Origin of the sequence: Streptomyces sp. NPDC058653 (assembly GCF_042716895.1) — a bacterium.
Lineage (GTDB): Bacteria > Actinomycetota > Actinomycetes > Streptomycetales > Streptomycetaceae > Streptomyces.
This window is the reverse complement of sequence record NZ_JBHXRM010000039.1, coordinates 1-21,608: the sequence shown is the minus strand read 5'-3', so window position 1 is coordinate 21,608 and position 21,608 is coordinate 1. Positions and strand designations below refer to the sequence as shown.

17 protein-coding genes and 4 pseudogenes are annotated in these 21,608 nt (G+C 67.8%); 10 read left to right on the top strand and 11 right to left on the bottom strand.

The features are described 5' to 3' along the window. Positions 1 to 79: 79 nt before the first annotated feature. Entirely contained in the window at positions 80 to 2,965 is a 2,886-nt protein-coding gene (locus ACFWU9_RS27660; RefSeq protein WP_384323063.1) for a discoidin domain-containing protein, read from the bottom strand. Positions 2,966 to 3,774: 809 nt separating this feature from the next. Further along, positions 3,775 to 4,305, bottom strand: coding sequence for a GNAT family N-acetyltransferase (locus ACFWU9_RS27655; RefSeq protein WP_384323061.1), 531 nt, complete (start codon positions 4,303 to 4,305; stop codon positions 3,775 to 3,777). A 650-nt stretch (positions 4,306 to 4,955) separates the two neighbouring features. On the opposite strand from ACFWU9_RS27655, the gene ACFWU9_RS27650 reads away from it, so the two are divergent. The 3 genes and pseudogenes from ACFWU9_RS27650 to istB all read left to right on the top strand — a co-directional run bounded on the left by ACFWU9_RS27650 (position 4,956) and on the right by istB (position 8,117). Continuing rightward, complete coding sequence (locus ACFWU9_RS27650; RefSeq protein ID WP_384323058.1) at positions 4,956 to 5,873, top strand: hypothetical protein; 918 nt, start codon at positions 4,956 to 4,958, stop codon at positions 5,871 to 5,873. A gap of 59 nt (positions 5,874 to 5,932) precedes the next feature. Further along, positions 5,933 to 7,351: pseudogene (istA, locus tag ACFWU9_RS27645) on the top strand (IS21 family transposase). Beyond that, positions 7,348 to 8,117 (top strand): annotated as a pseudogene (istB, locus tag ACFWU9_RS27640) (IS21-like element helper ATPase IstB). Before istA ends, istB begins: the two co-directional pseudogenes overlap by 4 nt. 34 nt (positions 8,118 to 8,151) lie before the next feature. Here istB and ACFWU9_RS27635 read toward each other — a convergent pair. The 3 genes from ACFWU9_RS27635 to ACFWU9_RS27625 all read right to left on the bottom strand — a co-directional run bounded on the left by ACFWU9_RS27635 (position 8,152) and on the right by ACFWU9_RS27625 (position 9,924). Then, complete coding sequence (locus ACFWU9_RS27635; RefSeq protein WP_384323056.1) at positions 8,152 to 8,526, bottom strand: hypothetical protein; 375 nt, start codon at positions 8,524 to 8,526, stop codon at positions 8,152 to 8,154. A gap of 286 nt (positions 8,527 to 8,812) precedes the next feature. Then, on the bottom strand, positions 8,813 to 9,280 hold the full coding sequence (locus ACFWU9_RS27630; protein WP_384323054.1) for an SUKH-3 domain-containing protein: 468 nt from the start codon (positions 9,278 to 9,280) through the stop codon (positions 8,813 to 8,815). Between the two features lie 143 nt (positions 9,281 to 9,423). Continuing rightward, a complete protein-coding gene (locus ACFWU9_RS27625) occupies positions 9,424 to 9,924 on the bottom strand; it encodes a hypothetical protein (protein ID WP_384323052.1) in 501 nt (166 codons plus the stop codon). Positions 9,925 to 10,069: 145 nt separating this feature from the next. On the opposite strand from ACFWU9_RS27625, the gene ACFWU9_RS27620 reads away from it, so the two are divergent. Together ACFWU9_RS27620 and ACFWU9_RS27615 are read left to right on the top strand one after the other, a co-directional pair. Next, positions 10,070 to 10,822, top strand: a complete 753-nt coding sequence (locus ACFWU9_RS27620; RefSeq protein ID WP_384323050.1) for a DUF6193 family natural product biosynthesis protein — start codon at positions 10,070 to 10,072, stop codon at positions 10,820 to 10,822. 561 nt (positions 10,823 to 11,383) lie between these two features. Beyond that, the gene (locus tag ACFWU9_RS27615; protein ID WP_384323048.1) at positions 11,384 to 11,911 is read left to right on the top strand and encodes a DinB family protein; all 528 of its coding nucleotides are present in this window, start codon (positions 11,384 to 11,386) and stop codon (positions 11,909 to 11,911) included. A 49-nt stretch (positions 11,912 to 11,960) separates the two neighbouring features. Here the strand turns inward: ACFWU9_RS27615 and ACFWU9_RS27610 are convergent. The 3 genes and pseudogenes from ACFWU9_RS27610 to ACFWU9_RS27600 all read right to left on the bottom strand — a co-directional run. Then, positions 11,961 to 12,305 (bottom strand): annotated as a pseudogene (locus ACFWU9_RS27610) (ATP-binding protein); the annotation flags it as partial. A 465-nt stretch (positions 12,306 to 12,770) separates the two neighbouring features. Then, on the bottom strand, positions 12,771 to 13,766 hold the full coding sequence (locus ACFWU9_RS27605; RefSeq protein WP_384323046.1) for a helix-turn-helix domain-containing protein: 996 nt from the start codon (positions 13,764 to 13,766) through the stop codon (positions 12,771 to 12,773). A gap of 189 nt (positions 13,767 to 13,955) precedes the next feature. After that, a complete protein-coding gene (locus ACFWU9_RS27600) occupies positions 13,956 to 14,582 on the bottom strand; it encodes a class I SAM-dependent methyltransferase (RefSeq protein ID WP_384323044.1) in 627 nt (208 codons plus the stop codon). Positions 14,583 to 14,645: 63 nt separating this feature from the next. On the opposite strand from ACFWU9_RS27600, the gene ACFWU9_RS27595 reads away from it, so the two are divergent. Then, positions 14,646 to 15,308 (top strand): TetR/AcrR family transcriptional regulator, encoded by a 663-nt coding sequence (locus ACFWU9_RS27595; RefSeq protein ID WP_384323042.1) that lies wholly within the window; start codon positions 14,646 to 14,648, stop codon positions 15,306 to 15,308. A gap of 443 nt (positions 15,309 to 15,751) precedes the next feature. Further along, a complete protein-coding gene (locus tag ACFWU9_RS27590; protein WP_384323040.1) occupies positions 15,752 to 17,284 on the top strand; it encodes a PQQ-binding-like beta-propeller repeat protein in 1,533 nt (510 codons plus the stop codon). Positions 17,285 to 17,299: 15 nt separating this feature from the next. Here ACFWU9_RS27590 and ACFWU9_RS27585 read toward each other — a convergent pair whose 3' ends face one another. Both ACFWU9_RS27585 and ACFWU9_RS27580 read right to left on the bottom strand, forming a co-directional pair. Further along, the gene (locus tag ACFWU9_RS27585) at positions 17,300 to 18,130 is read right to left on the bottom strand and encodes a hypothetical protein (RefSeq protein WP_384323038.1); all 831 of its coding nucleotides are present in this window, start codon (positions 18,128 to 18,130) and stop codon (positions 17,300 to 17,302) included. 135 nt (positions 18,131 to 18,265) lie between these two features. Next, positions 18,266 to 18,418: a hypothetical protein gene (locus ACFWU9_RS27580; RefSeq protein WP_384323036.1), complete on the bottom strand. Its 153-nt coding sequence runs from the start codon at positions 18,416 to 18,418 to the stop codon at positions 18,266 to 18,268. A gap of 365 nt (positions 18,419 to 18,783) precedes the next feature. Between ACFWU9_RS27580 and ACFWU9_RS27575 the strand changes: the two genes are divergently transcribed. Further along, positions 18,784 to 19,020, top strand: coding sequence for a hypothetical protein (locus ACFWU9_RS27575; RefSeq protein WP_384323034.1), 237 nt, complete (start codon positions 18,784 to 18,786; stop codon positions 19,018 to 19,020). 402 nt (positions 19,021 to 19,422) lie between these two features. Here ACFWU9_RS27575 and ACFWU9_RS27570 read toward each other — a convergent pair. Next, positions 19,423 to 19,684: pseudogene (locus ACFWU9_RS27570) on the bottom strand (transposase); the annotation flags it as partial. A 115-nt stretch (positions 19,685 to 19,799) separates the two neighbouring features. On the opposite strand from ACFWU9_RS27570, the gene ACFWU9_RS27565 reads away from it, so the two are divergent. Further along, positions 19,800 to 20,579, top strand: coding sequence for a hypothetical protein (locus ACFWU9_RS27565; RefSeq protein WP_384323032.1), 780 nt, complete (start codon positions 19,800 to 19,802; stop codon positions 20,577 to 20,579). Between the two features lie 120 nt (positions 20,580 to 20,699). Then, positions 20,700 to 21,440 carry a class I SAM-dependent DNA methyltransferase gene (locus ACFWU9_RS27560; RefSeq protein WP_384323030.1) on the top strand — a complete coding sequence of 247 codons (741 nt, stop codon included), beginning with the start codon at positions 20,700 to 20,702 and terminating at the stop codon, positions 21,438 to 21,440. The last annotated feature ends 168 nt before the right edge of the window (positions 21,441 to 21,608 follow it).

Here is a 21,608-nt window from a genome sequence, read left to right as displayed (position 1 = left end):
CCCGGTGGACCGTCCGTCCGCGTGGCGCCGGGGACAGTGCCACGGCGCCACGCTCGCTCTCACACCTGCCGGGACGGGTTCACGCCGGGTTGACGTGGTACGTCTGCCCTGCCGTCGTCTGGACCGTGATCACACCCCCCGGGGTGGTGTACGGCACGGTGTTCCCGTTCGCGTCCGTCACCCGGAACGCCCCGCCGCCCCACGGGTTCCTCAGCCGCAGCGTGCCGCCCGCCTCGCTCCGGACGTCGGCGTACTCCACCCGGCCCGCCTTCTTCGAGCTGGACACCACGAACGCGCCCTTCTGCCGGAGCTGGTAGAAGCTCGCGTCCTTCGTCGTGGGCCAGGTCGGGAAGAGGGCGACGATGCCCTTGTCGCTCTGGACCAGCATGCTGTTGATCGCCTCGGTGGTGCCGGACTTCTCGATCCCGTGGTTCGGGTCGGTGATCCGCAGATTGGCCGCCGTGCGCGCGGAGAGGACCGACTTGAGGCGGTCGATCAGCGCCTGCGCCGGATAGCCGGCCCTGGCCGCCTGGGTGAAGATCTTCGGGAAGCTGTTGTGCTGGTCCCAGCTGTTCATCGCGTCGACCGTGTCACGCGCGACCTGGAGTTGCCCGGCGTCGGAGTTGACGCCCAACTGGTCGGCGGGCTGGACGAATTCGAGGTTGATGGTGTTGTCACCGGGGCGGATGACCCGGGTGTCCGAGCCCTCCATGGTCTCCGCGAGGGAGTAGACCGTCCTGCCGCCCAGGACAGTGGTCGGCTGGGCGGGCAGGTTGTTGAGGATGTTCTGCCAGACGGGCCGTTTGGCCGCGTCCACCCCGAGCCTCTCGCTGCCGGCGATGGCCGCTGTCAGCACCTGCTTGAGCATGCCGATGTCGGGTGAGGAGTTCCTGCCCCAGGTGCCTTCGTGCGGCCCGCCCCAGAGCGTGTACGTGCCGTTCGCGTTCCGCTCCAGCCAGTGCTCGAAGAACTGCGCCACCTGTGTCAGGAACGGATAGCCCTTGGTCCGCAGGAACTCCACGTCCTGCGTGTACTCGTAGTAGGAGATGAACTGGGTCGCGGAGAAGAGGGAGTTGGAGACCTGCTGGTGGTACTGGTCGTCCGTGGTCGAGCCGCTCGTCGAACCGAACGGCCCGATGCCCACTGGGTACAGCACCCCCGACGGCACCCCGCCGCTCGGGAAGCGCCGGTCGACGTAGTCCGGCTTCACCCGCCGCAGGTCCTGCTTGGCCCGGCGCTGCGCCTCGGGCACGTAGCCGAGGATCAACTCATGGAACGGCAGGGCGAGTTCGGGGCGATTGCTGGAGTAGACACCGTAGAACGGCGCCTGCGCGTTGTAGTTCAAGTGGTAGTCACCGTTGAACTGCGGTGAGTCCGTGGTCGTCCAGATACCGAAGAGACCGGGCGCGATTCTGCCCTGCCGGCTCGACGCGCCGATGAAGTACTGCGCGGGGTAGTAGAACCGCTCCAGCGCCGCGTCGTTCAGATTCACGCCCGAGCGCATCCAGTAGTTCTTCCACCAGGCGACCCGCTGGGTGTCGAGCGTCCCGATCGAGCCGGTGTTCTCCGCCCGTACCAGCGACACCGCGCTGTCGCGCGGCGCCACCGGGTTCCGGCCGCCGCCCGCGATCGACGTCACGAGGTGCGCCGTCTGGCCGGCCGGGAGGGTGAAGACCGTCCTCGCCGTCGGGCCGGAGACGGTGGGAGGCTGAACCGCCGTACCACCGAGGACCGTTGACGCCAGCGCCCCACGCGACACCCAGTTGGCCCCGGGGGCCGTGGCACGCTCCGCCCACATCACCTGGCCGTTGACGCCGGCCGAGTTGGCGTACGACGCGTTGCCGCCGCCCACCGCGCCGGCGAACGTCGACGCCTGGAGCTGCACGGGCTGGGTGCCGGTCGAGGTGACGGAGGTGACCAGGACGTTCTTCTCGGCCGCCAGCCAGGTCCTCATCGACAGCGGGGTGCCACCCATCGACACGGACGTGGTGATCGACCCGTCCACGATGTGCTGCTCCTCGCGGAACGGCTCGGCGGGCGGGGTCGTACCGCCGCCGCTCGCGTACAGCTCGATCTGGCCGATGCGCGCCCGTGGGTTGTCGGTCGAGTCGGGGGTGGTGCTCTGCGTCGGCTCGGTGATGTTGAGCCGGATGTACCGCGTCTGTACGGCGGTGATGGTCCGGTCGATGACATCGGCCGTGTTGTCGGTGACCGTGTTGACGGTGTTCCAGGAGGAGCCGTTGGTACTGGTCTGGAACGTCATGTTCTTGGTGTTGAAGGAGGCGTTGCCGGGGCGTGCCGCGTTGTCGTTGCGGACCACATAACGGGCGACGGACTTCACCGAGCCGAGGTCGAGGGTGATCCACTGCGGTTTGCCGATCGCCGAGACCCAGCCCTCGTACCCGCTGCCCCACTGCCCGTTGACCGCCCGCGAGGGGGCGAAGGGGTCCGTGGTGCTGCTGGCGGTGGCCGTGGCGCCGAGCGCGAGGTTGGCGTTGTTCTGCGGGGTGGTGCCCTGGATGGTCACACCGCCGATGGGCGCGGGGCGCGCGGGATTGCCGCTCCAGAAGTCGCCCTTGGAGACGTAGAACGACTTCACGCCGGTGCTGCCGCCGGAGGTCACACCCACGTCGCCGTTCCCGAGGAGGGCGGTGTCCGGCATCGTGTTCTGCACGGAGCCGGGGTAACTCTGGTTGGTCCAGACGCCTTTGATACCGGCCAGCTTGGGCCGCAGAGCGTCCCACTGCGCGGTCGGCGACGGTGCGTCCGCCACGGCGGCGGTTCCACCGACCCCGGTGGGCGCGGCGAGCGCGCCCCCGGGGACGGCCAGCGGAATCGCCACGGTGAACGCCAGAATCGCCGCGTACCGCGAGGACCGTGAGGGGTGTGAGGACCGTGAGGGGTGTCGCCGGGTCGTACGGCTCCGCCAGGGGATGGCGGACCACGTCGTTCTCTCCTGCCCCATGTGTCTCTCCTTCGAGGGGGTGAGCGGGGATGGTGCGAGAGGTGGCGCGTGTACGGGTGGTGCGTGTGCGCTGTGGTGCGGTCAGAGTGAGGGCGAAGCGCTTCCCGGCTTCTGGCGTCCCGACCGCGGCGAACCGGCAGTTGGCCGACGCGGCGACGGTACGCTCCTGCTCGCGCCCTGACCATGTGGCCCGCAGTGCGCGCGGCGCCGGCGGGTGACGGGGAAGGCGCAGAGGAAGGAGAGCCGGGGCACGACGCCCTCGCGGCCCGGCACGGACTGGTGGCACCCGAGTCCGGGCTCACCCTGAGGGTGCACATGACGGCCCCGGCCGCCGGCGCGGCGGCTCTGACGACGCACTTTCCGGACACAATGCTGTGGACGCCAACGAGCCAGGCTTCCATCATCTCGGCGCGTTCGCGGGAGTACGGCGCGGAGAGCGCGGCCAAGTGGTCAACCGGGGCGGGGGCCTCGTGGGTCCGGTCATACGGATGACCGTAGCGGCCCGGCGGCCATAGAAGCCCGGGATGACAGCGGCGAGATGAACGAGTTCGTCGGCGGCACCACTCCGTGACGCTGGATCAGACGTTCCCGGTGGGACGCGCGAGAACGACGGCCGACTGTCGGTGCCGTTCCCCGCGGACAACGGGGTGTCGTCGCTGCTCATCCCGACCTGCCCGAGATGGACCGCCGGGCGGCCCCGTACTGGCACCTGCCCGTGGGACCCTGCCGATGCAGACCCGGCCGCTCAGCGGCCGCTCGGGTATCCGCCAGTCCCTTCGAGCAACCACCCTCGGAGAGAGCCGAACTGGCTACATCGGCCCGTCGTTCTGCTGACGGGCCATCAGCGGCTGACTCAGGGCCTTGCTCAGTGCCCGGTTGATCCGTGGGTCTCGGCCGGGTACGTAGGGCTCGACCAGGGTGTATCCGCAGTGGGTGTACAGGGCGAGCGCGGCGTGGTTACTGACGCCGGTCTCCAGAATGACCTGGGTCATGTCGTGCCGCCAAGCGTCTTGTTCCAGGGCTTCCAAGAGCCGCCGACCATGACCTTGTCCGCGGGCGGTCGGGGCTACGTACATGCGCTTGACCTCGGCGGTGGCGGGCCCGGCGGTGCGCCATCCACCGCAGGCAAGAGCGGTCTCATCCGCGCGGGCAGCAACAAGGAAAACGCCGTGGGGCGACTCGAACTCCGCGGCGGCGGTGGCCTCGGGCGCGTCGGCCCGCCCGTAGGTCGCGAACTGTTCACGCTGAAGGGCCTGGGTGAGTCCGCGAGCGGCCGCACTGTCGTAGGAGACGGCGGCGATCGTCCACCCTCCTGCCGCAGCCGGGAGCAGCTGAGTCATGCCCTCGATAGTGCCTTGCTGCTGGTGTCGCATGCATCAGCGCGGGCGACGACCCGGAGTTGTTCTCCCGCTCGGTGTCTCGGACTCGATGCCGTTGGCACCCGCGACAACATCTCCACACAGCGGCGATCGCCACCCCTGCCGCCGGTCCGAGTGTCGTGAAAAACGGCGGACTGCTCGGTCTCTTCCAAAGGCAGATCCGCCGACACCCTGGAAACTCTCGGCATCCCGCAGTACCTGAGTCCCGCACATGCCGCCCGATGCGTCGCCGACCCGGGCATCGGCTTCGCCCATCACCGCCGCCTGCAACGCGACAGCCGTGCACACCATGCTCAGTGCCGCGTGCGGCGCAGCGGACGCGGCAGGCGACGCGGTCCTCGCGAACGCCTCCGTCGCTGGGCCAAGCTCGCCGCCGCGCTGGCCGAACCTCGCTGACGACCGCCTCACCGAAGTCCTCCGTCATTGATGCGTCCAGTCCCGCACCGCCCCCACCGCAGCCCCCTCCGGAACGGCGATGCGCACAGGCCAGGGCCGCGAACGCCTCACTCCGCTCCGCCGGAACACGTTCCACTCCGGAACGGAGGCCGCACACCCGGGATTGGCCGAAGACATCGCCGTGGGCGGGGCCTCAACCACCGACGAGCCGCTGGTTGGCTTGGCTCACCTTCAGCGACAGTGTTTGTCGGCGCAGCAGGTGGACCGAGTGGTTGTGTTCGACGCTTGCCGCGGTCGGTCTCGCCCTCGCCGGCCGGGCCGGCGCCCGGATGGCACGGGTCTTCGGGGTGTCCGTCAGCCGCAGCGCGGTGTTGCGGTTGCTCGACGCGTTGCCTGACCCGGAGACGCCGACCCCGCAGGTGGTCGGCGTCGATGAGTACGCCATGCGCAAGGGCCCCGTCTACGGAACGGTTCGGGTCGATGTTGAGACCCGACGGCCGGTTGATCTGCTGCCTGACCGGGAGGCCGCCGGCCAAAGCTGCCGCGCGATCCAACGCCAACCCGGAATGACGTACCGCACCGTCAAATTCCTCGCCGACGCCACCGCGCCCGAGGATCTCTTCCGCGGCCAATGGCAGGGGCGCCCTTCCGTACTCGATGAGTACAAGCCGTACCTGGACGATCGTTGGAACCAAGGCTGCACCAACGCGTGGAAGGCATGGGAGGAGATCGTGCCGCTCGGCTACAAGGGCAGTTACCAGCGAGTTCGCGCCTACTTCCGCGCCAAGCGTCTCTCGACAGATCCGGTCACTGCACCGCCGCCTTCACCTCGCACGGTCGCCGGCTGGATCCTCCGCCGCCCCGACACCCTCACCGGGGCGGAACAGCTCCGCCTCAAGACCGTTCTGGTCCACTGCTCCGAACTGGATGCACTCACCGGGCTAGTTCGGTCCTTCGCCGAGATCCTCACCGAGCGACAAGGCCGGCGGCTGCCCGAGTGGCTCGACGCCGTCCGCAACGACAACCTGCCCGGCCTCCATACCCTCGCCGCCGGTATCGACCGCGACTGTCGGCGTACACATGAACGTCCCCACCCGCGTACGGATGCAAAGGGACAGTTGTTGATGCGTTGAGACCTCCTGCTCGGCACTCTGCTGCTTGGTCGGTGAGAGGCGGCGGAAGGCGGTCGACGATGGTCCTGGATCCGCATCGATGGTTGGAATTGCGACGCTTCCGGAGTCTGCTGTAGTCCGGGGCGATCAGCCTGTCGGAGGTGGCCCGGGAGACCGGGCTGGACCGGAAGACGGTCCGCAAGTATCTGTCGGCACCGGATCCGGCGACCCCGCCGCGTCGGTCGCCGAACGGGCGGTCGAAGGCGAGGGTGATCGACGAGTTCGCGCCGCTGGTCGACTCGATGCTCCGGGCGGAGATCCTGATGAAGGCCGCGGTGATCCACGGGCGGCTGACCGCGGAGTACGGGTTCACCGGCAACTACCAGAGGGTCAAGCTCTACGTTCAGGAAGCCCGGCCTCGGATCCCCGAGGACCTGGGCATCACGCCGAAGGAACTCGCCGGCATGCACCGCCGCTTCGAGGTCATCCCCGGCGCCCGGGCCCAGGTCGACTGGGGCGACGAGGGAAAGATCCTCGCCCACATGGGCATCGGGAAGGTCTACTCCTTCCACATGACGCTGTCGTACTCGCGCGACCCGTTCTGCTTCTTCACCACCAGCCAGGCCCTCCAGACGTTCTTCGACTGCCACCGCCGGGCCTTCGCCCACTTCGGTGGCGTCCCGATGACGATCGTCTACGACCGCACGAAGACCGTCGTCCGCCGCCACGTCGCTCCGGGCGAGGCCGTCCCGCTGCACCCGGAAGCGGTCGGGTTCGCCGGCCACTACGACTTCGACATCGACGTCCTCGCCGCCTACCGGCCCACCGGCAAGGGCCGCGTCGAACGGCAGGTCCTCATCGTCCGTGACCACGTCCTGTCCGGCCGGTCCTTCTCCTCCGTCGAGGAGATGGACGCCGCCTTCGCCGCATGGGTGCCGCAACGACGGGCTCAGGCCCACAGGACTCACCAGCAGATCATCGGAGAGCGGGCGGCCCGCGACCACATGGCCCTCAAACCTCTGCCGGAGACTCCGTATCTGGTGGCCGAGCGGCAGCTGCGGCCGGTCGGCAAGGACTGCCTGGTCGCCTTCGGCGGCAACCTCTACTCGGTGCCCGCCCGCAGGGTCCGACCGCGTCAGCTGGTGGAGATCAGGGCCACGAAGTCCCAGGTCATGCTGCACTCCACCATTGCGAACGCCGACGGCGAGACGCTGCTGGCCACCCATCCGCGGGCGATCGGCCGCGGGGTCCGCGTCATCGAAGAGGCCCACTGGGACGGTCTGCCCACCGGCAAGGGACGCCGCACCACCACCGGCGAGGTCCTGCCACGACCTCGCCATGAACGTCCACTGGGCGAGGAGGCCGGACCTCTGCAGGCACTGCTGAACCGGGCCGCGGCCACCCGCGTCGAGGTCGGCCGCCGTCCGCTGTCGGTCTATGACGAGCTGACCGGCACCCGTCCCTTCACCATCCGTCCGAGCACGAGGGAAACGTCTTGAGCGAGCGGGTCTCCACCCGCATCCGCAACACGGCCGGCAAGCTCGGCCTGCCCCACCTGGCCGAAACGATCAACGAGTACACCCGGCGGGCCGACGATGGAAGGATGGGTTAACTCGACTTCCTCGACTTGGTCCTCTCCGAGGAACTCGCCGTCCGTGACGACCGCCGCTTCCGCCAGGGCCTGCGGCTCTCCCGGCTGCCGCACCACAAGACACTCGACGAGTACGACTTCTCCTTCCAGCCCGACCTCGACCCGCGCAAGGTCAAGGACCTCGCCACCCTCTCGTTCGTCGACGGCAAGGCGAACGCCGCCCTGCTCGGGCCGCCCGGGGTCGGCAAGACGCACATCACCGTCGCTCTCGCGGTCGCGGCCTGCCGGGCGGGCTACTCGATCTACTTCACCAGCCTCGACGACATGGTCCGCAACCTCAAGGCCGCCGAAGCCGCCGGGCGGCTGACGAACAAGCTCGGCACCTACCTGCGGCCCAGCGTCCTCGTCGTCGACGAGGTCGGCTACCAGCCCTCGAACGAGCCGAGGCGAACCTGGTCTTCCAGGTCATCTCCAAGCGCTACGAGAGGGGCTCGATCATCCTGACCTCGAACAAGACCTTCAGCGAATGGGGCCAGGTCTTCGGCGACGAGGTCCTCGCCACCGCCATCCTCGACCGGCTCCTCCACCACTGCGAAGTGATCTCCATCAATGGCCCCAGCTACCGGCTCAAGAACCGCCTAAAGGCGATCGAGCGAGAGAACGACGTGGCCTGACAACCCACGTCACTTCCGGCGGTCGAACACTTGATCAGTTGTTGATCACCGGCTGGAAGATCTTGGAGAACTCGCCGTTCTCGATCAGTCCGGCAATCACGTCGGTCATGTTGTCGATGCCGGGATCCCTGACGATCAGGCCGTCCGAGACCCAGAAGTACCGGCCCCCGAGGGCCTCGTGGGTCCCTGCCCAGAGTTTCATCAGGCGGTCGACTTCCGCGACGGTGAACACGGTCGCGGTCCAACGAGATCCATCGTTCAGAGTCACGAAGACATCGACGTTGCAGACCTCGTCCAAGTCCTCGCCGTCGCTGGGCAGGAACGACGCTTCGAAACCCTCCACACGGACCCGATACCAGGGCTCATCCCACCCTCGCTGGATCGGTTCAGACGATGTGCTGCGGCTCATCGCGCGAGTGTCCCTGGTCCGGACATCGATCTCAACCGAGATCCCTGCCGCACTGCCGCAACCTGCGACCAGAGCTGGGGACGTTCGTCCGTACGCAACTGGGGGAGAAAAGTCCGTACGCTGACAGCGACCGTGACGCTGTCATCGCCGGTCTCACCCTGCCCTGGAACTCGGGCGTCGTAGAGGGGCACGTCAACCGGATCAAGATGCTCAAACGGCAGATGTTCGGCCGAGCCGGATTCCTGCTCCTGCGAAAGCGAGTGCTGCTCTACACGTGACCGACGCGTCAGGACGGCTGTCCCGCTGGCTCGTACCTCTCATCGATTCGGCGGGGAGCCACGCCGAGAACCAAGTTCTCCATGGCGTGAGGCATCGGTCCGAAGCTGGCAACCCAGGTCTCGACGAGATAGATCACGCCCGCTTCATCGATGCCCAGGAAGAACCGGCCGTGGTCCAGCTCGCCGAGCGGGTAGAGATAGCGCCCGATCGCTTCGCCCCACTCCGTGAATCGGTCATCCTCGCCCCATGCCAGCTCGGGGTCCAGCTCGAACGGCGTGCGTGCACAGCTGATCCCTGGTCCGCTGACGTTCACAGTCAAACCGCCGAACTCTTGCAGGAAGGCTTCCGCAGCGTCGTGCATGGCGAGGCCGACTGCTTCGAACATGGATCGCCACCAGGCCGTGTCTACCTTCCGTCCAGGCGTCCATCCCGACGCCTCCAACACCTCATCTACCTTTGGCGACCAGCTACTCATCTGGGGCCCCGACTCCTCAGCTATGGGTGAGCGGTGATCATCTCAGCGGCCGACGTCACTGAACAGTGTGTGACCGCTTCACGGAAAACGAGCCAGAACCCGAGTTTCGGGCAGCGGTCAGCGATCGCTGGATCAATGAGTCTTCAATAGCTCTGACGGCGCTTCACGTTGCAGTCGTGTCCGTCGCCAGGCAGGCCCATGACGTTCAACACGGGCTCCCCGCCCCCGGGGATCTCGAAGGTGAAGTTCGCTCCTGTCTGGACCGTCACGAGCGAGCGCTGGTCGCCGAAGGTCAGCGACGGACAGGGTTCCCAGGAACAGTCGGCCCTGTCCAGGGCGGACAGGACATCCGCGTGCCTGAGCCCTGCCGGGAAGATGCCCGTCCCCCCGACAACCGACGAGGGGAGCTCGACGACGTCGCGCCAGGTCTGGACGCAGATGAGGGACACCTTGCGGCAGCGGCAGACACTCAGCTCAAGGTCTCCGTAGGCGAAGAGCCTCGGCCACTCTCTGCTAAGGCTCATCGTCCCGATGTCCCACGCCTCGCCGAGAGCTGCGGTCACATCGCTCCACTCGGCTACGCTGAACACCGGGCCCAGCCGCCCCGTCTTCGCCATGCTGGTCAGGACATCGAGGATCCCCACGAGACGGAGCCTGACAGGTCTCCCGACAGCGGTCCAGGAGTTTCAGGGTCAGCCCGCTGTGGACTCTTCGGCTCTCGCCCGGGTGCTGTCAGAACAACGTCTGATCGCCGTTCTCTTGGTGGCGTCGCGACGGCAGACTACGAAGGTGGACCCTGACCTTTACCCTGATCTGGCTGCTGCGGGCAGCCTGGCCGCAGCGCTGGAACAGGTGGCGGCCGAACTCGGTGCCGATCTCACAGTGGTACCCGGCGATTGGGGCCCACTCGTTTCGGCGGGCATCGCCTCTTCGGTGCCCGAGCGCAAGCCGCTGTCCGTTCACATCGGGGCGAAGAGCCGCTGGTTCGGTGTCTCCGGCTGGAGTCTCGGCATCGAACTCATCACCGGAGCCACGACCGACCTGGCGGATGTCGTCAGGGCCGGAGCGGCATGGGGGCAGGGCAGGAGCCTGCGGGAGCTGCGGGCGGAGCTGTCGTTTCTGCGCTCCAGCAAGCGCGCCGAAGCTCACGAACGCGGGCCGGCTGCGGTGGTGGAGCTGCAGTGGCACACAATGCGGGAGCAGGCGGCCGAGGAACCGGATTTCACAGGGTTTGGCGAACTCGTGGAAGCGGCTCACGCAGAACCACGGCTGCGACGGCTCTATGTATTCTCCAGCCACTGGACGCTCGGCTTCAGCTTCTGCGCTGGATACCCGTTCCTCGATGAGGTGGCCATCGTCCCGTCACACGGTGGCAGCCCCTTCCGCGTGAAGAGGCATCCGCTCTCCGATGACGTTCTCGGCGAGGCCGCCACAGCCGAGGAGGCCGTCGCCCTGGCGGTGCGCCACCTCCCCACCGATCTCGGTCCGGCCGTCGCGGGAACCGCCAGACAAATGGATGACGAGCGCGAACCAAGTCACTGACCGTCAGCGGCCCCGTGGCCAGTTGGTTCCCCATCAGACGGCTGCGGACGGAGAAATCCAACTGGCCGCCCACAACGGTCCGACCTGCGGTTCACGAGTAGAGCAGGACGCGCTTGCGGACCCCGCAGCAGGCACCCGCTGGCCGGGCGAGGGCGTCACCCGCTCTGGCCCTTCGCCGGCAACACAGTCCGCCAGCTCACCGGCCAGGACCTGGCGGACAAGGAACCTTGGCGCTCCCGAGGACAGGAGGACACGCTCAAGGGGCGCGCCCGGCGTGCGTTCCAGGTGTTCACTGCGGACCGGCTCCACAGCACCTCGCCGATCTCCTCGTCGGTGACCGACGCGAGGGGCCGGGCACCGCCGATCCGCTCGGCTGGCTGTGTCATTTCGTTGGGGAGTCATTTGGAGGTGCTTCCAGGAGTCGCCTCGCGCGGCTCAGCAAGATCAATGCCAGCGAGCTGTGATGTCACTGGCCCGCCCTGGGACGGGAAGGGATGATAGGCGTGTTCGTCGGTAGCGAAGGTGGTCGTGAGCCGGGGCTGTTGCTGCCACGGTGTGCCGATGAATACGACACCGGATGGACGCCTTATCCCACCCGCGCATGCTGACGAGCGAGCCATGTTGGAGGCATGGCTGGACTTTCACCGTGCAACTCTTGCCTTGAAGTGTTCGGGCCTCAAGGATGATCAATTACGGCTTGCCGCAGTGTCACCCTCGTCGATGACGCTACTCGGTCTGGTTCAGCACGTGGCCGAGGTGGAGCGCAACTGGTTCCAGCGTGTATTCGCAGGTCAGGATGTGCCGCCGGTCTTCGGGGAAAACAACGTCGACGGCTACGCGCTCCGGCCGGACCGAGGGCTCGACGAGGCGACGGCTGCCTGGCAATCCGAGGTCGCCCGGGGCCGTGAGGTGATTGCCGACGCGTCGCTGGACGATTTCGGTCACCTGTCCGAACACGACGCGGGTTTTGTCGGTGATCCGGGGGTCTCCCTGCGCTGGATCATGGTGCACATGATCGAGGAGTACGCGCGTCACAACGGTCACGCTGATCTCATTCGCGAGCGGATCGACGGAGTAACCGGCGCATGAGATGTTCCTGCGCGGTCCACAAGTACCGCGCAGGAACCCGGCTCCGGCCTCAGCCGGCGGCGGTTTGCTCGGTGCGGGCGAGGCGGTAGGACTCGGTGCCGATCTGGACGATCGCTCCGTTGAAGGTGAGCCGGTCGACGGTCACCGCGCAGAGCCGCAGGGCGGTGAACGTCTTCGTCCACCCGGAAGACGATTCGTTCGAGGCGATGCCGACGCTGTTCTCCTCCTCACGTTCAGGCAGCACCTGGAACAGCAACTCGGCACCCCGCCAGTCGAGTTCCAGTTATCCGCCTTCATCGACGCATAAAAGATCGACACGGCCGCAGCGGGCGATCGTCTCCGACAGCTGCTTCTCGTCAGCGGCCTCGACCAGCTCGTTGACGAGCTTGGTCGCCGGCGCAGAGCGAGCCCCGCGCCACGTGGCGCAGTACCCGGCTGGGCAGTTGGAGATCGGACGTCCCGTGTCTGAGGGTGTGCGGGAAGCGGGAGGACGGTGTCGACCTGCTTGAACGTGATGGGTGGGTTCGTACCTCCCCGCCCGGTGTGACGGGCCATCTCGAACAACCACTGGAACAACAGCACCCGAAGCGTCGACAACGGCACCGGCGACAACGCGGCGAGTTGCGTGCTCCTGGTGAAGTAGCAGCCGATACTCGGCTGAGCTGTCCTCGCGGCCACGTCGCACCGAGTGTTGCCACCCGCCTCGTGGCCGTGAGGGCGGCTCCTGCGTGGGTCTACGAGATCACACGTACCAAGGGCGGGGAGGCGGACCTGGCCGTAGAGGAAGGAGCGGAGACAGGTCACCGAGTACATCCTCTGTGAGGCTGTTCCGCTTTGACGGATACCGTCGGTGTAGTGGTCAGGCAGGGGATGGGAAGCCACCAGTACGCCTGGGGGCGCGCAGAGTCTGGTGGCGGTAGTCCCGCGGTGGCAGCCCGTACGCTTTACGGAACGCGCGGCTGAAGACGGCGGCATCCAAGAAGCCCCAGCGGGCACCGATCTGGTGCACCGGTACGTGCCGCAGCAGCGGGTCCCCCAGGTCGCGCCGGGCCCGGGCGAGGCGCTCCTGCCGGATCCACGCTGCGACTGTCACGCCTTCCGCCTGGAAGAGGCGGTGGAGATAGCTCACCGAGATGTGGTGCGCGGCCGCTATGGACGCCGGCGAGAGCTCCTGCTCGTGCAGGTGCTGCTGAACGAACGCCCGCACCCGCAGCACGAGAGTGCGTCCCCGCGTCTCAGGCGATAATCGGTTCTCCTCCTCCAGGTGGTGGGCGAGCACCGCCGACAGAAGGTCGACGAGGACCGTCTCCAGGCGAGGGCCGTCCGACGGCCCGTACGAAGCGCTGTCCCGGGACACCGTGGTGAGGAAAGCAGCGAGCAACGCGCCGAAACCGTCCCGCGCCGGCAGTCGCCGTGACAGCAGTCCCTCCACCCTCGCCTCGGGCAGTGGCAGGAGTCTCCGGGGTATCTCAAGGCCGACAACCGTGACCGGTTCCGGATAGCGGAGGTCGAAGGGGCGCCAGGTATTGGTGACCGTCATGTCCGGGGAGCCGTGTGCGCTCTGCCTGCCGGCCTGGGACACCTCCAGAGTGCCGTGCCGTGGGAGCAACAGGCGGTAGAGCTCCGGATCGTACTGCCGGATGAGCCGGGGTGTCCGCCTGAGGCGGACCGGCTGCGTCGTGACCGGCCACACCGAGGCCGCACCGACCCCGAGGACCCGCATCTCCCCGCGATAGTCGGCCGCGTGGTCGCTGTCCATGTCGACGGGCACCATGGTCTTCCCCACCAGCTGGCACCAGTAGTCGAACCGGTCCTCCACCGGCACGTCCACCGTCCGAAACTCCGTCACGATCATCCGCCCGCCCCTTCGGCCGCTCAACTCCCCGGCTGCCGCAGTTTCCCACCGCGCCCGGCCCCGGAACAGCGGACGTCACCGCTGCGGCGGGTGGGGCACAACGTCACGAAAACCGGCGCTACGGGACGCACACCCCCGAGATCCCCGGCCATGGGATGTCCGCAGCCCGAAGATGCGGCGTGGCTGAGCTCATGATGCGGCGGCGGCACGGTACAGCGTGAACCAGAATGTCGGGACCGGGTTCGTGCCGGGCGTCACGTCGGCCAGCTGCCACCCGGCGAACCTGGCGCGGAGTTCGTCCGCCGTGACACCGGACCACGAGTCGTCGAAAGCCCCGGGCCCGTACCCGAACATCAGCAGTCGCGCACCGGGAGCGGCACGCCTGGTGAGGCCGGCGGCGTAGGCGTCGCGGCGGTGCGGTGGAATCCCGCAGTAGCAGCTCAGGTCGAAGAACAGGTCGTACGGGCCGGGCACACCCAGCTCGTCGAGTCGCGTGGCGTCCCCGCACAGCACCGTAACGTCCGCTCCGGCAGCGGCGGCCTTCTCCCTCGCCTGCCGGACCGCGCGGTCGACCAGGTCGACGGCCGCCACCTGCCAGCCGTGCCGGGCCAGGTACACCGCGTTGGTCCCGGTGCCGCAGCCGAGTTCGAGGACCTGGCCCGGCACCAGCGCTCCCGGCCCCTCTATCAGGGCCATCAGCTCGGGCGGCGTGATGCCGCTGTCCCACGGCGGCCTGCCGTCCCGGTAGAAGTCCTCCAACACGCGGCGCACAGCCGCCTCTTGGTCGAGTTCCTCAGCCGTCCGAGTCTCACTCATCGCTACCCCTCCAAGAAGTTAGAATTCATCTCTAGTGACTGACTCTAGAGATAGACTCCCGGCATGGATGCGGTCAAGGGATCCGACGGACAGAACGTCAAGCGCCCCGACAAGAGGGCCGAGCGCTCGCGGCGTACCCGCGAGAAAATCGTCGCGGCGGCGCGGGAGCTGTTCGTCGCACAGGGGTACGGTGCGACAAGCCTTCAGGAGGTCGCGGATCGCGCGGGTGTGGCCGTCCAGACCGTGTACTTCGTGTTCCGGAACAAGCGCGCGCTGTTCAAGGACGTCGTCGACACGTCCATCGCGGGCGACGTCGAACCGGTCGCCACGATGGACCGCGACTGGTTCCGCGCCGCGTGCGCCGAGCCGACCGCGGCTGGGCAACTGCGCGCTCACGTACGGGGTGTACGCGACGTCCTCGGCCGTGTCGCCCCGATCATGCCGTTGATCGCGGCCGCGGCGGCCACGGACCCGGAGATCGCCGCGCAGTGGCCCGCCGGCCCCGACCCGCGCTACACCGTCCAGCACGCCGCAGCGGAGGCACTGACCTCCAAGCCCGACGCCCGCCCCGACGTCGATACCGCCCGCGCAGCCGACCTGCTGTACGGGCTGCTCAGCCCGGAGCTGTACCTGATCTTCGTCCGCGACCGGGGCTGGACGCCCGAAGCCTGGGAGGAGTGGGCATGGGTGGCCCTGACTACCCAGCTCTGCGCTGACCACGAGTAGGCCACCGATCCTTCGCCGACAGCGGCGACCGTGTCGACGTCGTCACCGGCACCAGCCCGCTGACCGACCCCGGCACCCCGGACAGCGCGCAGACGCCGAACGCCGCACACCGGGCTTGCCGGTCCGCTGCGCGGGGCATGGGCGGCAGGCATCACACCGAGGTTGGATCAGCGTGCGGAGCTCGTCCATCACGGCAACGTAGTCACGAGCCTGGTGGACCTGGATCTGCACACCTACGAGGTAGCCGACGGTGCCGCCGACGCACGCGGGTGTGACTGAGCGCTTCAGTTGGCGAGTGAGTGCTTGAGTTGGCACCTTGAGCGTCACGCCTGGGCGTGTATGCCGCCGCCGCCCACGGCTGGGCTTAAGGGCTGAGGTCGGTGGCGGCTCGTAGGCCAGGATTTCATTTTCGTCCTTCACAAGGTGTTGCGAAGATCGTTCCCATGACCTACTCGTTCTCCGTCGACCGGATTCTCGGCGACCGCTCCTTCGCCGAGATCGGCTACCCCACCCTTGCCGTGGCTGACGGACGGCGGAGGCTGCTCGCTGTGGCGGGTACGCACGGCTTCTCCGATCACCCGGCGGTCGGCGTCTACGACACCGCCACCCTGTCCTGCCGCGCACTGATCCGCTCTCGCGACGTGGTCCAGGCGATGGCGTTCCACCCCACGCTGCCGCTGCTCGCCGTCGGAACCGGTTCCTACGACGGCGGGTACTTCTTCTCCGGTGACCTGCTCCTCCTCCACCTGGAGACAGGAGCATCCATCTCAGCCTTCGAGCATCAGGACGGGCGCCAGGTCGTGGAGCTGGAGTGGCTCGACGAGCAGCGACTTCGCGTGCTTATGGCCCCGCCTGATGACTGGCAGGACAAGGAAGCGCACACGCACAGTCACACCGCCGTGGTACGCCGGTCCGACTGGAGCTTGGTGCCGCCCAGGTCCATCACGCCCATCGAGCTGGCCGGCCCCCGGGTGCCGGCGCCCCGTCCCGATGGCAGGGCGGCCGCGTATCGGCTGGTGACCGAGCTCGGGCCGGACTGGGAGCCCCGTATCGCTGTTCAGGCAGTGGAGGAACTCTCGGACGGCCGGATCCTCGCCACGCTCGGCGGAGTGCAGTTGGAGTGCTGGCTTCCGTCGGGGGAACGGGCATGGGCCGTCCCGGACGAAGAAGGGGGCCGCGAGATTGCCGTGGCCCGGGACGAGAGCTCAGCCTGGGTCTCCCTTGTACGCCCCGAAAGACACGACCGGCGCCCGCAGTCTGTGGTCCGGCTGTCTCTGGCGGACGGTGCGCAAGTGGACCAGATCGCACCGTCCGGCTACGTATCGCTGTCGAGTGCGGCGGACGGTGAACCGGCCCTCGCCCCCGCCGGGTACTGGGTCCAGGGTGTACCCGTCAACGGCAGGGCTCCCCTGCGCGTCCGGAACGCCAGCCGCACCTGGTTCCTGTCCTACGTGAAGCAGGGGGGCACTCGGCGTTCGCACCCCGGAGTCCCCTGGGTAGCCACGGCCGAGCTGAAAGCCGGACGCGGGTCTGGCCGACCGGTCGAGCCGGCGCAGAAGGACGTACGACGGCTGTTCCCCTATTCCTGGGTTCCCGAGGAAGAACACCTCGGTGGGCCCGGTGTGGAGGCCGCCGACGGGAGCCTGGTCCACGCGGGCAGGGTCTTCCGGCAGCGGCGCCAGCCCAGTGACTCGTTCGTCGTCCGACGCGAAGCCTCGGACGGGTCACCTCGATGGGTATTCCGCACCGACCGCTCCGCAACCGCGCTGACCGCCGACGCAAGCACGGTCTTCACCGCCTACGACGGCGGCGAGATCGTCGCTCTCAGCCTCGACGACGGCACCGTGCTCTGGCGATACCACCTCACCCTCGGAGACGTGTCCGTCATCCCCACGGCGCTCACCGTCACCCCATCGGGCCGGCTCCTCATCGGGACCCGCGACGGCCGAGTCCTCGTCTGCTCCGCCGCCACGTGACGGCCTCTGAGCGCTTCAGTTGGCGAGTGAGTGTGTGAGTTGGCGAGTGGAGCGTGCTGTATCGACGGTTCGGGCGAGCTGGGTGGCGTAGGCGTCGAGCAGCGGCTTCATCTGCCGGTAGAAGGGCACCTTGTTCTGCCGGAGCCAGTGTCCGATGGTGAACCGGTCCAGTCTCCATGGCGCGTCGAGCTCGGGGTCGTTTCGGGCTTCTGTCGGCTTCGGTGCGAACTGGGTCTCGCCTTGGGTGACTTGCGTCCAGAGGTAGGCGGTGACGGCGAGGCGTGCTCGGTCGTCGGAGATGTAGCGGGGGCTGGGTCGGCGTTCCAGCTGGTCGGCGATCTGGCGCCATGCCTGTGGTGGCAGTGCCCAGTCGGCGAGGAGGGTGCGGCGGTGCTGGTAGTCGATCAGCGGTGAGGAGGCGAGTTCTGCGACGATCGCGTCCAGGGCTCGTTCGTATGCTTCCGGGGTGCCCTGGCGGCGGGCCCATCTGGTGATGGGCCCGCCCAGGCCGTGTCCGGCGAGTCGGATTCCGAGGAACTCGGCGGCCTCGGGGATGGTCCTTCCGAGGGCTCGCCGGGCGAGGAAGGTGGAGGTGGTGCGCCGTAGGACGGACATGCTGCAGGCCTCGGTGAAGGCGCCGAGGTGGGTCTCGTGCCATTCCAGGGGGAGGAATGCCGGAACGTGCTGGGGTCCGTAGTCGAGGCCGCGATGGGGCAGTCGGCTTCCGCCCCTGCCGTGTCTGCGGTGGGTGGAGACCAGGTATTCCGCGGCGTTCCGGAACCTCCAGTGGCAGAGCACATCCGCCGGTGACTGGGCCGCCGACGTCAGCCGACGGGCCAGCAGCACGGATCGCGAAGTGCAGCTCTGACACCATGCTCGACCTGCGCAAGGGTGGCCGCGCGACCGTCCGCCCCATGGTCGTGCATCCGGTCCAACGTGGTGCGGCACTGGGCCGGGGAGCTTTCGTCACCGCGGCGGTGCTCAGGTTGTCAGGCGGGGCAGGATCGCAGGATGGTCTGCCCGGGCAACTTCCACCATGGCCCAGACGGGGGACTTGAAGAAGTCGCTGCCGCCGGACCGCCAGTCGATGCCGCCCAGGGGTGGCTGCGGGTCGTACTCGACGAAGAGCTGCACAGTGCGGACGGTCTGCTCGGCGACGGCGGGGGGAAACCGCGGGCTCGTCTTGGTGCCGCCAGTGGCGATGAAACCACCCTGTTGCGGCGCCAGTTGACGACGGCCGCGCGGCCGACTCCGGCCATGCGAGCGATCAGGGCGATCAGGGCGATCAGGGCGAGGTTCACCTCGTCGTCGAGATGTTGATGGGTCATGGGATGAGGCTTTTCTGACTGCCCGTCAGAAGCCGTGCCAGGGCGGGTCGTCGCTTTCAAAGAGCGCCATAAGGACCTTCGCCATCCCGCCAATCAGGCTCTCGCAACGGACTTCGACGGCCGCTGCGAATCCCGCGCGCGGCGGCCCCGCCGCGCGAGAGGATCAGAGCCATGACCAAAAGACTCGAACACAAGGCGAAAGCAAAGCAGATGACCCTTGACGAGATCGCCGCGTTCATCGCTGGGGCGCGCGCCGCCGGTGCGAAGGGAACCGAATTCCCAGGCGCCCGGGTTACATGGGGCGGAAAGCTGATGAGCCTGGACGTTGTTGTTGACGACGTCGAGGGCACGCTCGACCCGTCGAGCGACATCACGGACAGCATCCCCGGCACTTCATCGAGCGAGTGACCGCGCGCTCAGGGCCCTGGCGTTGTCGGACCCCGAGCAGTACGCGCCGGGCCCGTTCCGCGAGATCATGGCCACATGACCGCACGACTCACCACTGAGCCGGCCGCGCTCAACTGCGGCGTCCAGCCCGCCATTCGCGAGTTGCGCCAGCGAGGGCGGCTAGCGTCGGCGGGCGTACGCGACCGTCTTCTCGGCAAGGGACTTCCGGCACAGCACGCACTCGGTGCGGCACGCGGCCATGAGCCGTGCGGCAAGATCGAGGTCCAGCAGCCGCGAGCTCCCGTGCGACACCAGCGGCAGCGCGGTCATGTCCGGTACCGGCTCGTGCCTGTGCGCGGTCTTCGTGACGGCCGTGCACGATTCCGACCGCCACTGACAGTGGTCCCGGAGACGCACAAGTAACCAGCCAGGAATGAACTGGGAGGCCGTCTCCGTCCGGCCGTAGAAGTGGCAGGACAGGCGCTCCGCCGAGCACGGCGCGTCCGACCGCAGCCAGGGCGACACGTCGACCGCCAAGACCAGGCGCCCGCCATCGAAACACGGCAGCGGCAAGCCAGCCGGCACCGACCGCAGCCGGTCGATGTCGACGGCCGTGGTTCAGGCCGCCGTATATCGCTCCGTGCCCGCGACGGTGCTCAGGCGGCAGCATCAAGTCCACCGGGGACTCCCAGATGGTCGGGCGAGGCTGTCCGACCGCTCTCGCGGCAAGGTCTGACCGTTCCCGGGCCCGCAGCGGGGCCGAAGCAGTTGAAGCCCATCGATCTGGCTAGTCTGCGGTCATGATGGAGAACCGCGGGTTCGGCGCGGTGTTGGAGCGGTTGCTGGACCACAGAATGCTCAGCGCGCAGGCATTGGCCGACCGAGCTGGGTCGACCGGAGACGAGGTCCGAGCGGTACTCGCGGGGAAGAGCCCAAGCGAGGTCATGCTCCGACTGCTTGCTCCTGCGCTGGACTTTCATGCTGTCGATCTGTTCATTCTCGCGGGGTGGGCGGTCCCGGACGACCTGGCGCCCTTGGATGCCACTGCCGCGAAGTGGTCGACGCGCATAGTGACGGACGCGGCGCGCCTCCCCGAAACGGGACGCCGTGAACTTCTACAGCTGATCCGCTCACTGCCGCAGGAAGAACGACGTGCCGGCTTCGTCCTCAAGCCGCCCATGTCCCTCACAGGCGGCCCGGGCGCTTGGGTCGTCCGCATGCTCCAGTACCGAAACCTGAACTGGATGGGCATAGCGAAAACACTTGCGTCCGCGACGCCCACGTACCTTTCGGCGGCCACCTACGGCGTGATCGGCTCCGGTCGCCAGGAGCTGACCCCGCGCTTGGTGACGGACTTCGCGGCCTTGCTGGGGATCGACGCCTGTGAGCTGGCTGTGGTCACTGGCGTTCCCCTGCGTCAGGTGCCACCCCCTCCGTCTGCGGAGGCAGCGGACGTCGCAGAGCTGCTGTGGGAGGCTCGACGGCTGTCTGCTGTCCAGGCGCGACACGTCTCCGAGCTGGCACGCGCGTTGCGCGGGGACCCTACGACGGGTGGCTCGTCAGCCTCCCTGGGCCCCTGATACCTGCCGACGCCCTCCCGACTGGGTCCAAGCTGCAAGCCAGAGCTTGGCCGGTGGCTGCTGGTTGCCAAGCGCGAAATTCACGCGCGCCGCGACGCGCTGCCCGCGTACGGTCTGGCGATGAACGATCAGGACGGTTACTTCGGAGAGCGTGTCGCTGCGGCCTACGACGAGTCGTCAGGAGACATGTTCAAGCCGGGGGTCATCGACGAGACGGTCGGATTTCTGGCGGACCTGGCCGATGGCGGCCGGGCCCTCGAACTGGGCATCGGGACAGGACGCATCGCGTTGCCGCTGGCACAACGCGGAGTCCGGGTCCACGGCATAGACCTGTCCCGAGCGATGGTTGCCCGGATGCGGGCCAAGTCAGGCGGTGACACCGTCAGCGTCACGATCGGCGACTTCGCAACGACGAGAGTGGACGGAACGTTCTCCGTCGCATACCTGGTCTTCAACACGATCATGAATCTGACGACGCAGGCGGAGCAGGTCGCCTGTTTCCGCAACGCCGCCGCCCACCTGGAACCCGGAGGCTGTTTCGTCATCGAGGTCCTGATCCCCGAGCTGCGACGGCTTCCGGCCGGGCAGAACGTCGTGCCGTACCACGTGAGCCCAACGCGGTGGGCCTTCGACATCTACGACGTCGCCACCCAGTCGACGAGTTCGAACTACATCGAAGTCGTCAACGGCCGCGGTGAATACAGATCCATCCCCTTCCGGTATGTGTGGCCGTCGGAACTCGATCTGATGGCCCAGCTCGCAGGACTGCGGCTGCGCGAGCGGTGGGACGGATGGACACGGGAAGCCTTCACAAGCGAGAGCCGTCAACACGTCTCGGTCTGGGAGAAACCCGTCGGCTGACCACGAATCAGACGTCCTCCCGCACCCAAGGGCTGAGAACAACGAGGGAAGCCGTCGGCGCTGGAGACAACGCCTCAGCTTGTTCTTTATGGTCTGCCCTCGAACGATGCCCCGAACGAGATCGCTCGTACGGGGATTCCGGGGACGTGAACACGGCCTCCGTCTGAT

Excerpts from the sequence above, each read along its gene's own strand:
- ACFWU9_RS27630 (WP_384323054.1), bottom strand. The coding sequence starts at position 9,280 with ATGAGTAGCTGGTCGCCAAAGGTAGATGAGGTGTTGGAGGCGTCGGGA.
- ACFWU9_RS27565 (WP_384323032.1), top strand. The coding sequence starts at position 19,800 with ATGATGGAGAACCGCGGGTTCGGCGCGGTGTTGGAGCGGTTGCTGGAC.
- ACFWU9_RS27575 (WP_384323034.1), top strand. The coding sequence starts at position 18,784 with ATGACCAAAAGACTCGAACACAAGGCGAAAGCAAAGCAGATGACCCTT.
- ACFWU9_RS27605 (WP_384323046.1), bottom strand. The coding sequence starts at position 13,766 with ATGATCGTGACGGAGTTTCGGACGGTGGACGTGCCGGTGGAGGACCGG.
- ACFWU9_RS27590 (WP_384323040.1), top strand. The coding sequence starts at position 15,752 with ATGACCTACTCGTTCTCCGTCGACCGGATTCTCGGCGACCGCTCCTTC.
- ACFWU9_RS27660 (WP_384323063.1), bottom strand. The coding sequence starts at position 2,965 with ATGGGGCAGGAGAGAACGACGTGGTCCGCCATCCCCTGGCGGAGCCGT.
- ACFWU9_RS27560 (WP_384323030.1), top strand. The coding sequence starts at position 20,700 with ATGAACGATCAGGACGGTTACTTCGGAGAGCGTGTCGCTGCGGCCTAC.
- ACFWU9_RS27615 (WP_384323048.1), top strand. The coding sequence starts at position 11,384 with ATGAATACGACACCGGATGGACGCCTTATCCCACCCGCGCATGCTGAC.
- ACFWU9_RS27595 (WP_384323042.1), top strand. The coding sequence starts at position 14,646 with ATGGATGCGGTCAAGGGATCCGACGGACAGAACGTCAAGCGCCCCGAC.
- ACFWU9_RS27600 (WP_384323044.1), bottom strand. The coding sequence starts at position 14,582 with ATGAGTGAGACTCGGACGGCTGAGGAACTCGACCAAGAGGCGGCTGTG.
- ACFWU9_RS27635 (WP_384323056.1), bottom strand. The coding sequence starts at position 8,526 with ATGAGCCGCAGCACATCGTCTGAACCGATCCAGCGAGGGTGGGATGAG.
- ACFWU9_RS27655 (WP_384323061.1), bottom strand. The coding sequence starts at position 4,305 with ATGACTCAGCTGCTCCCGGCTGCGGCAGGAGGGTGGACGATCGCCGCC.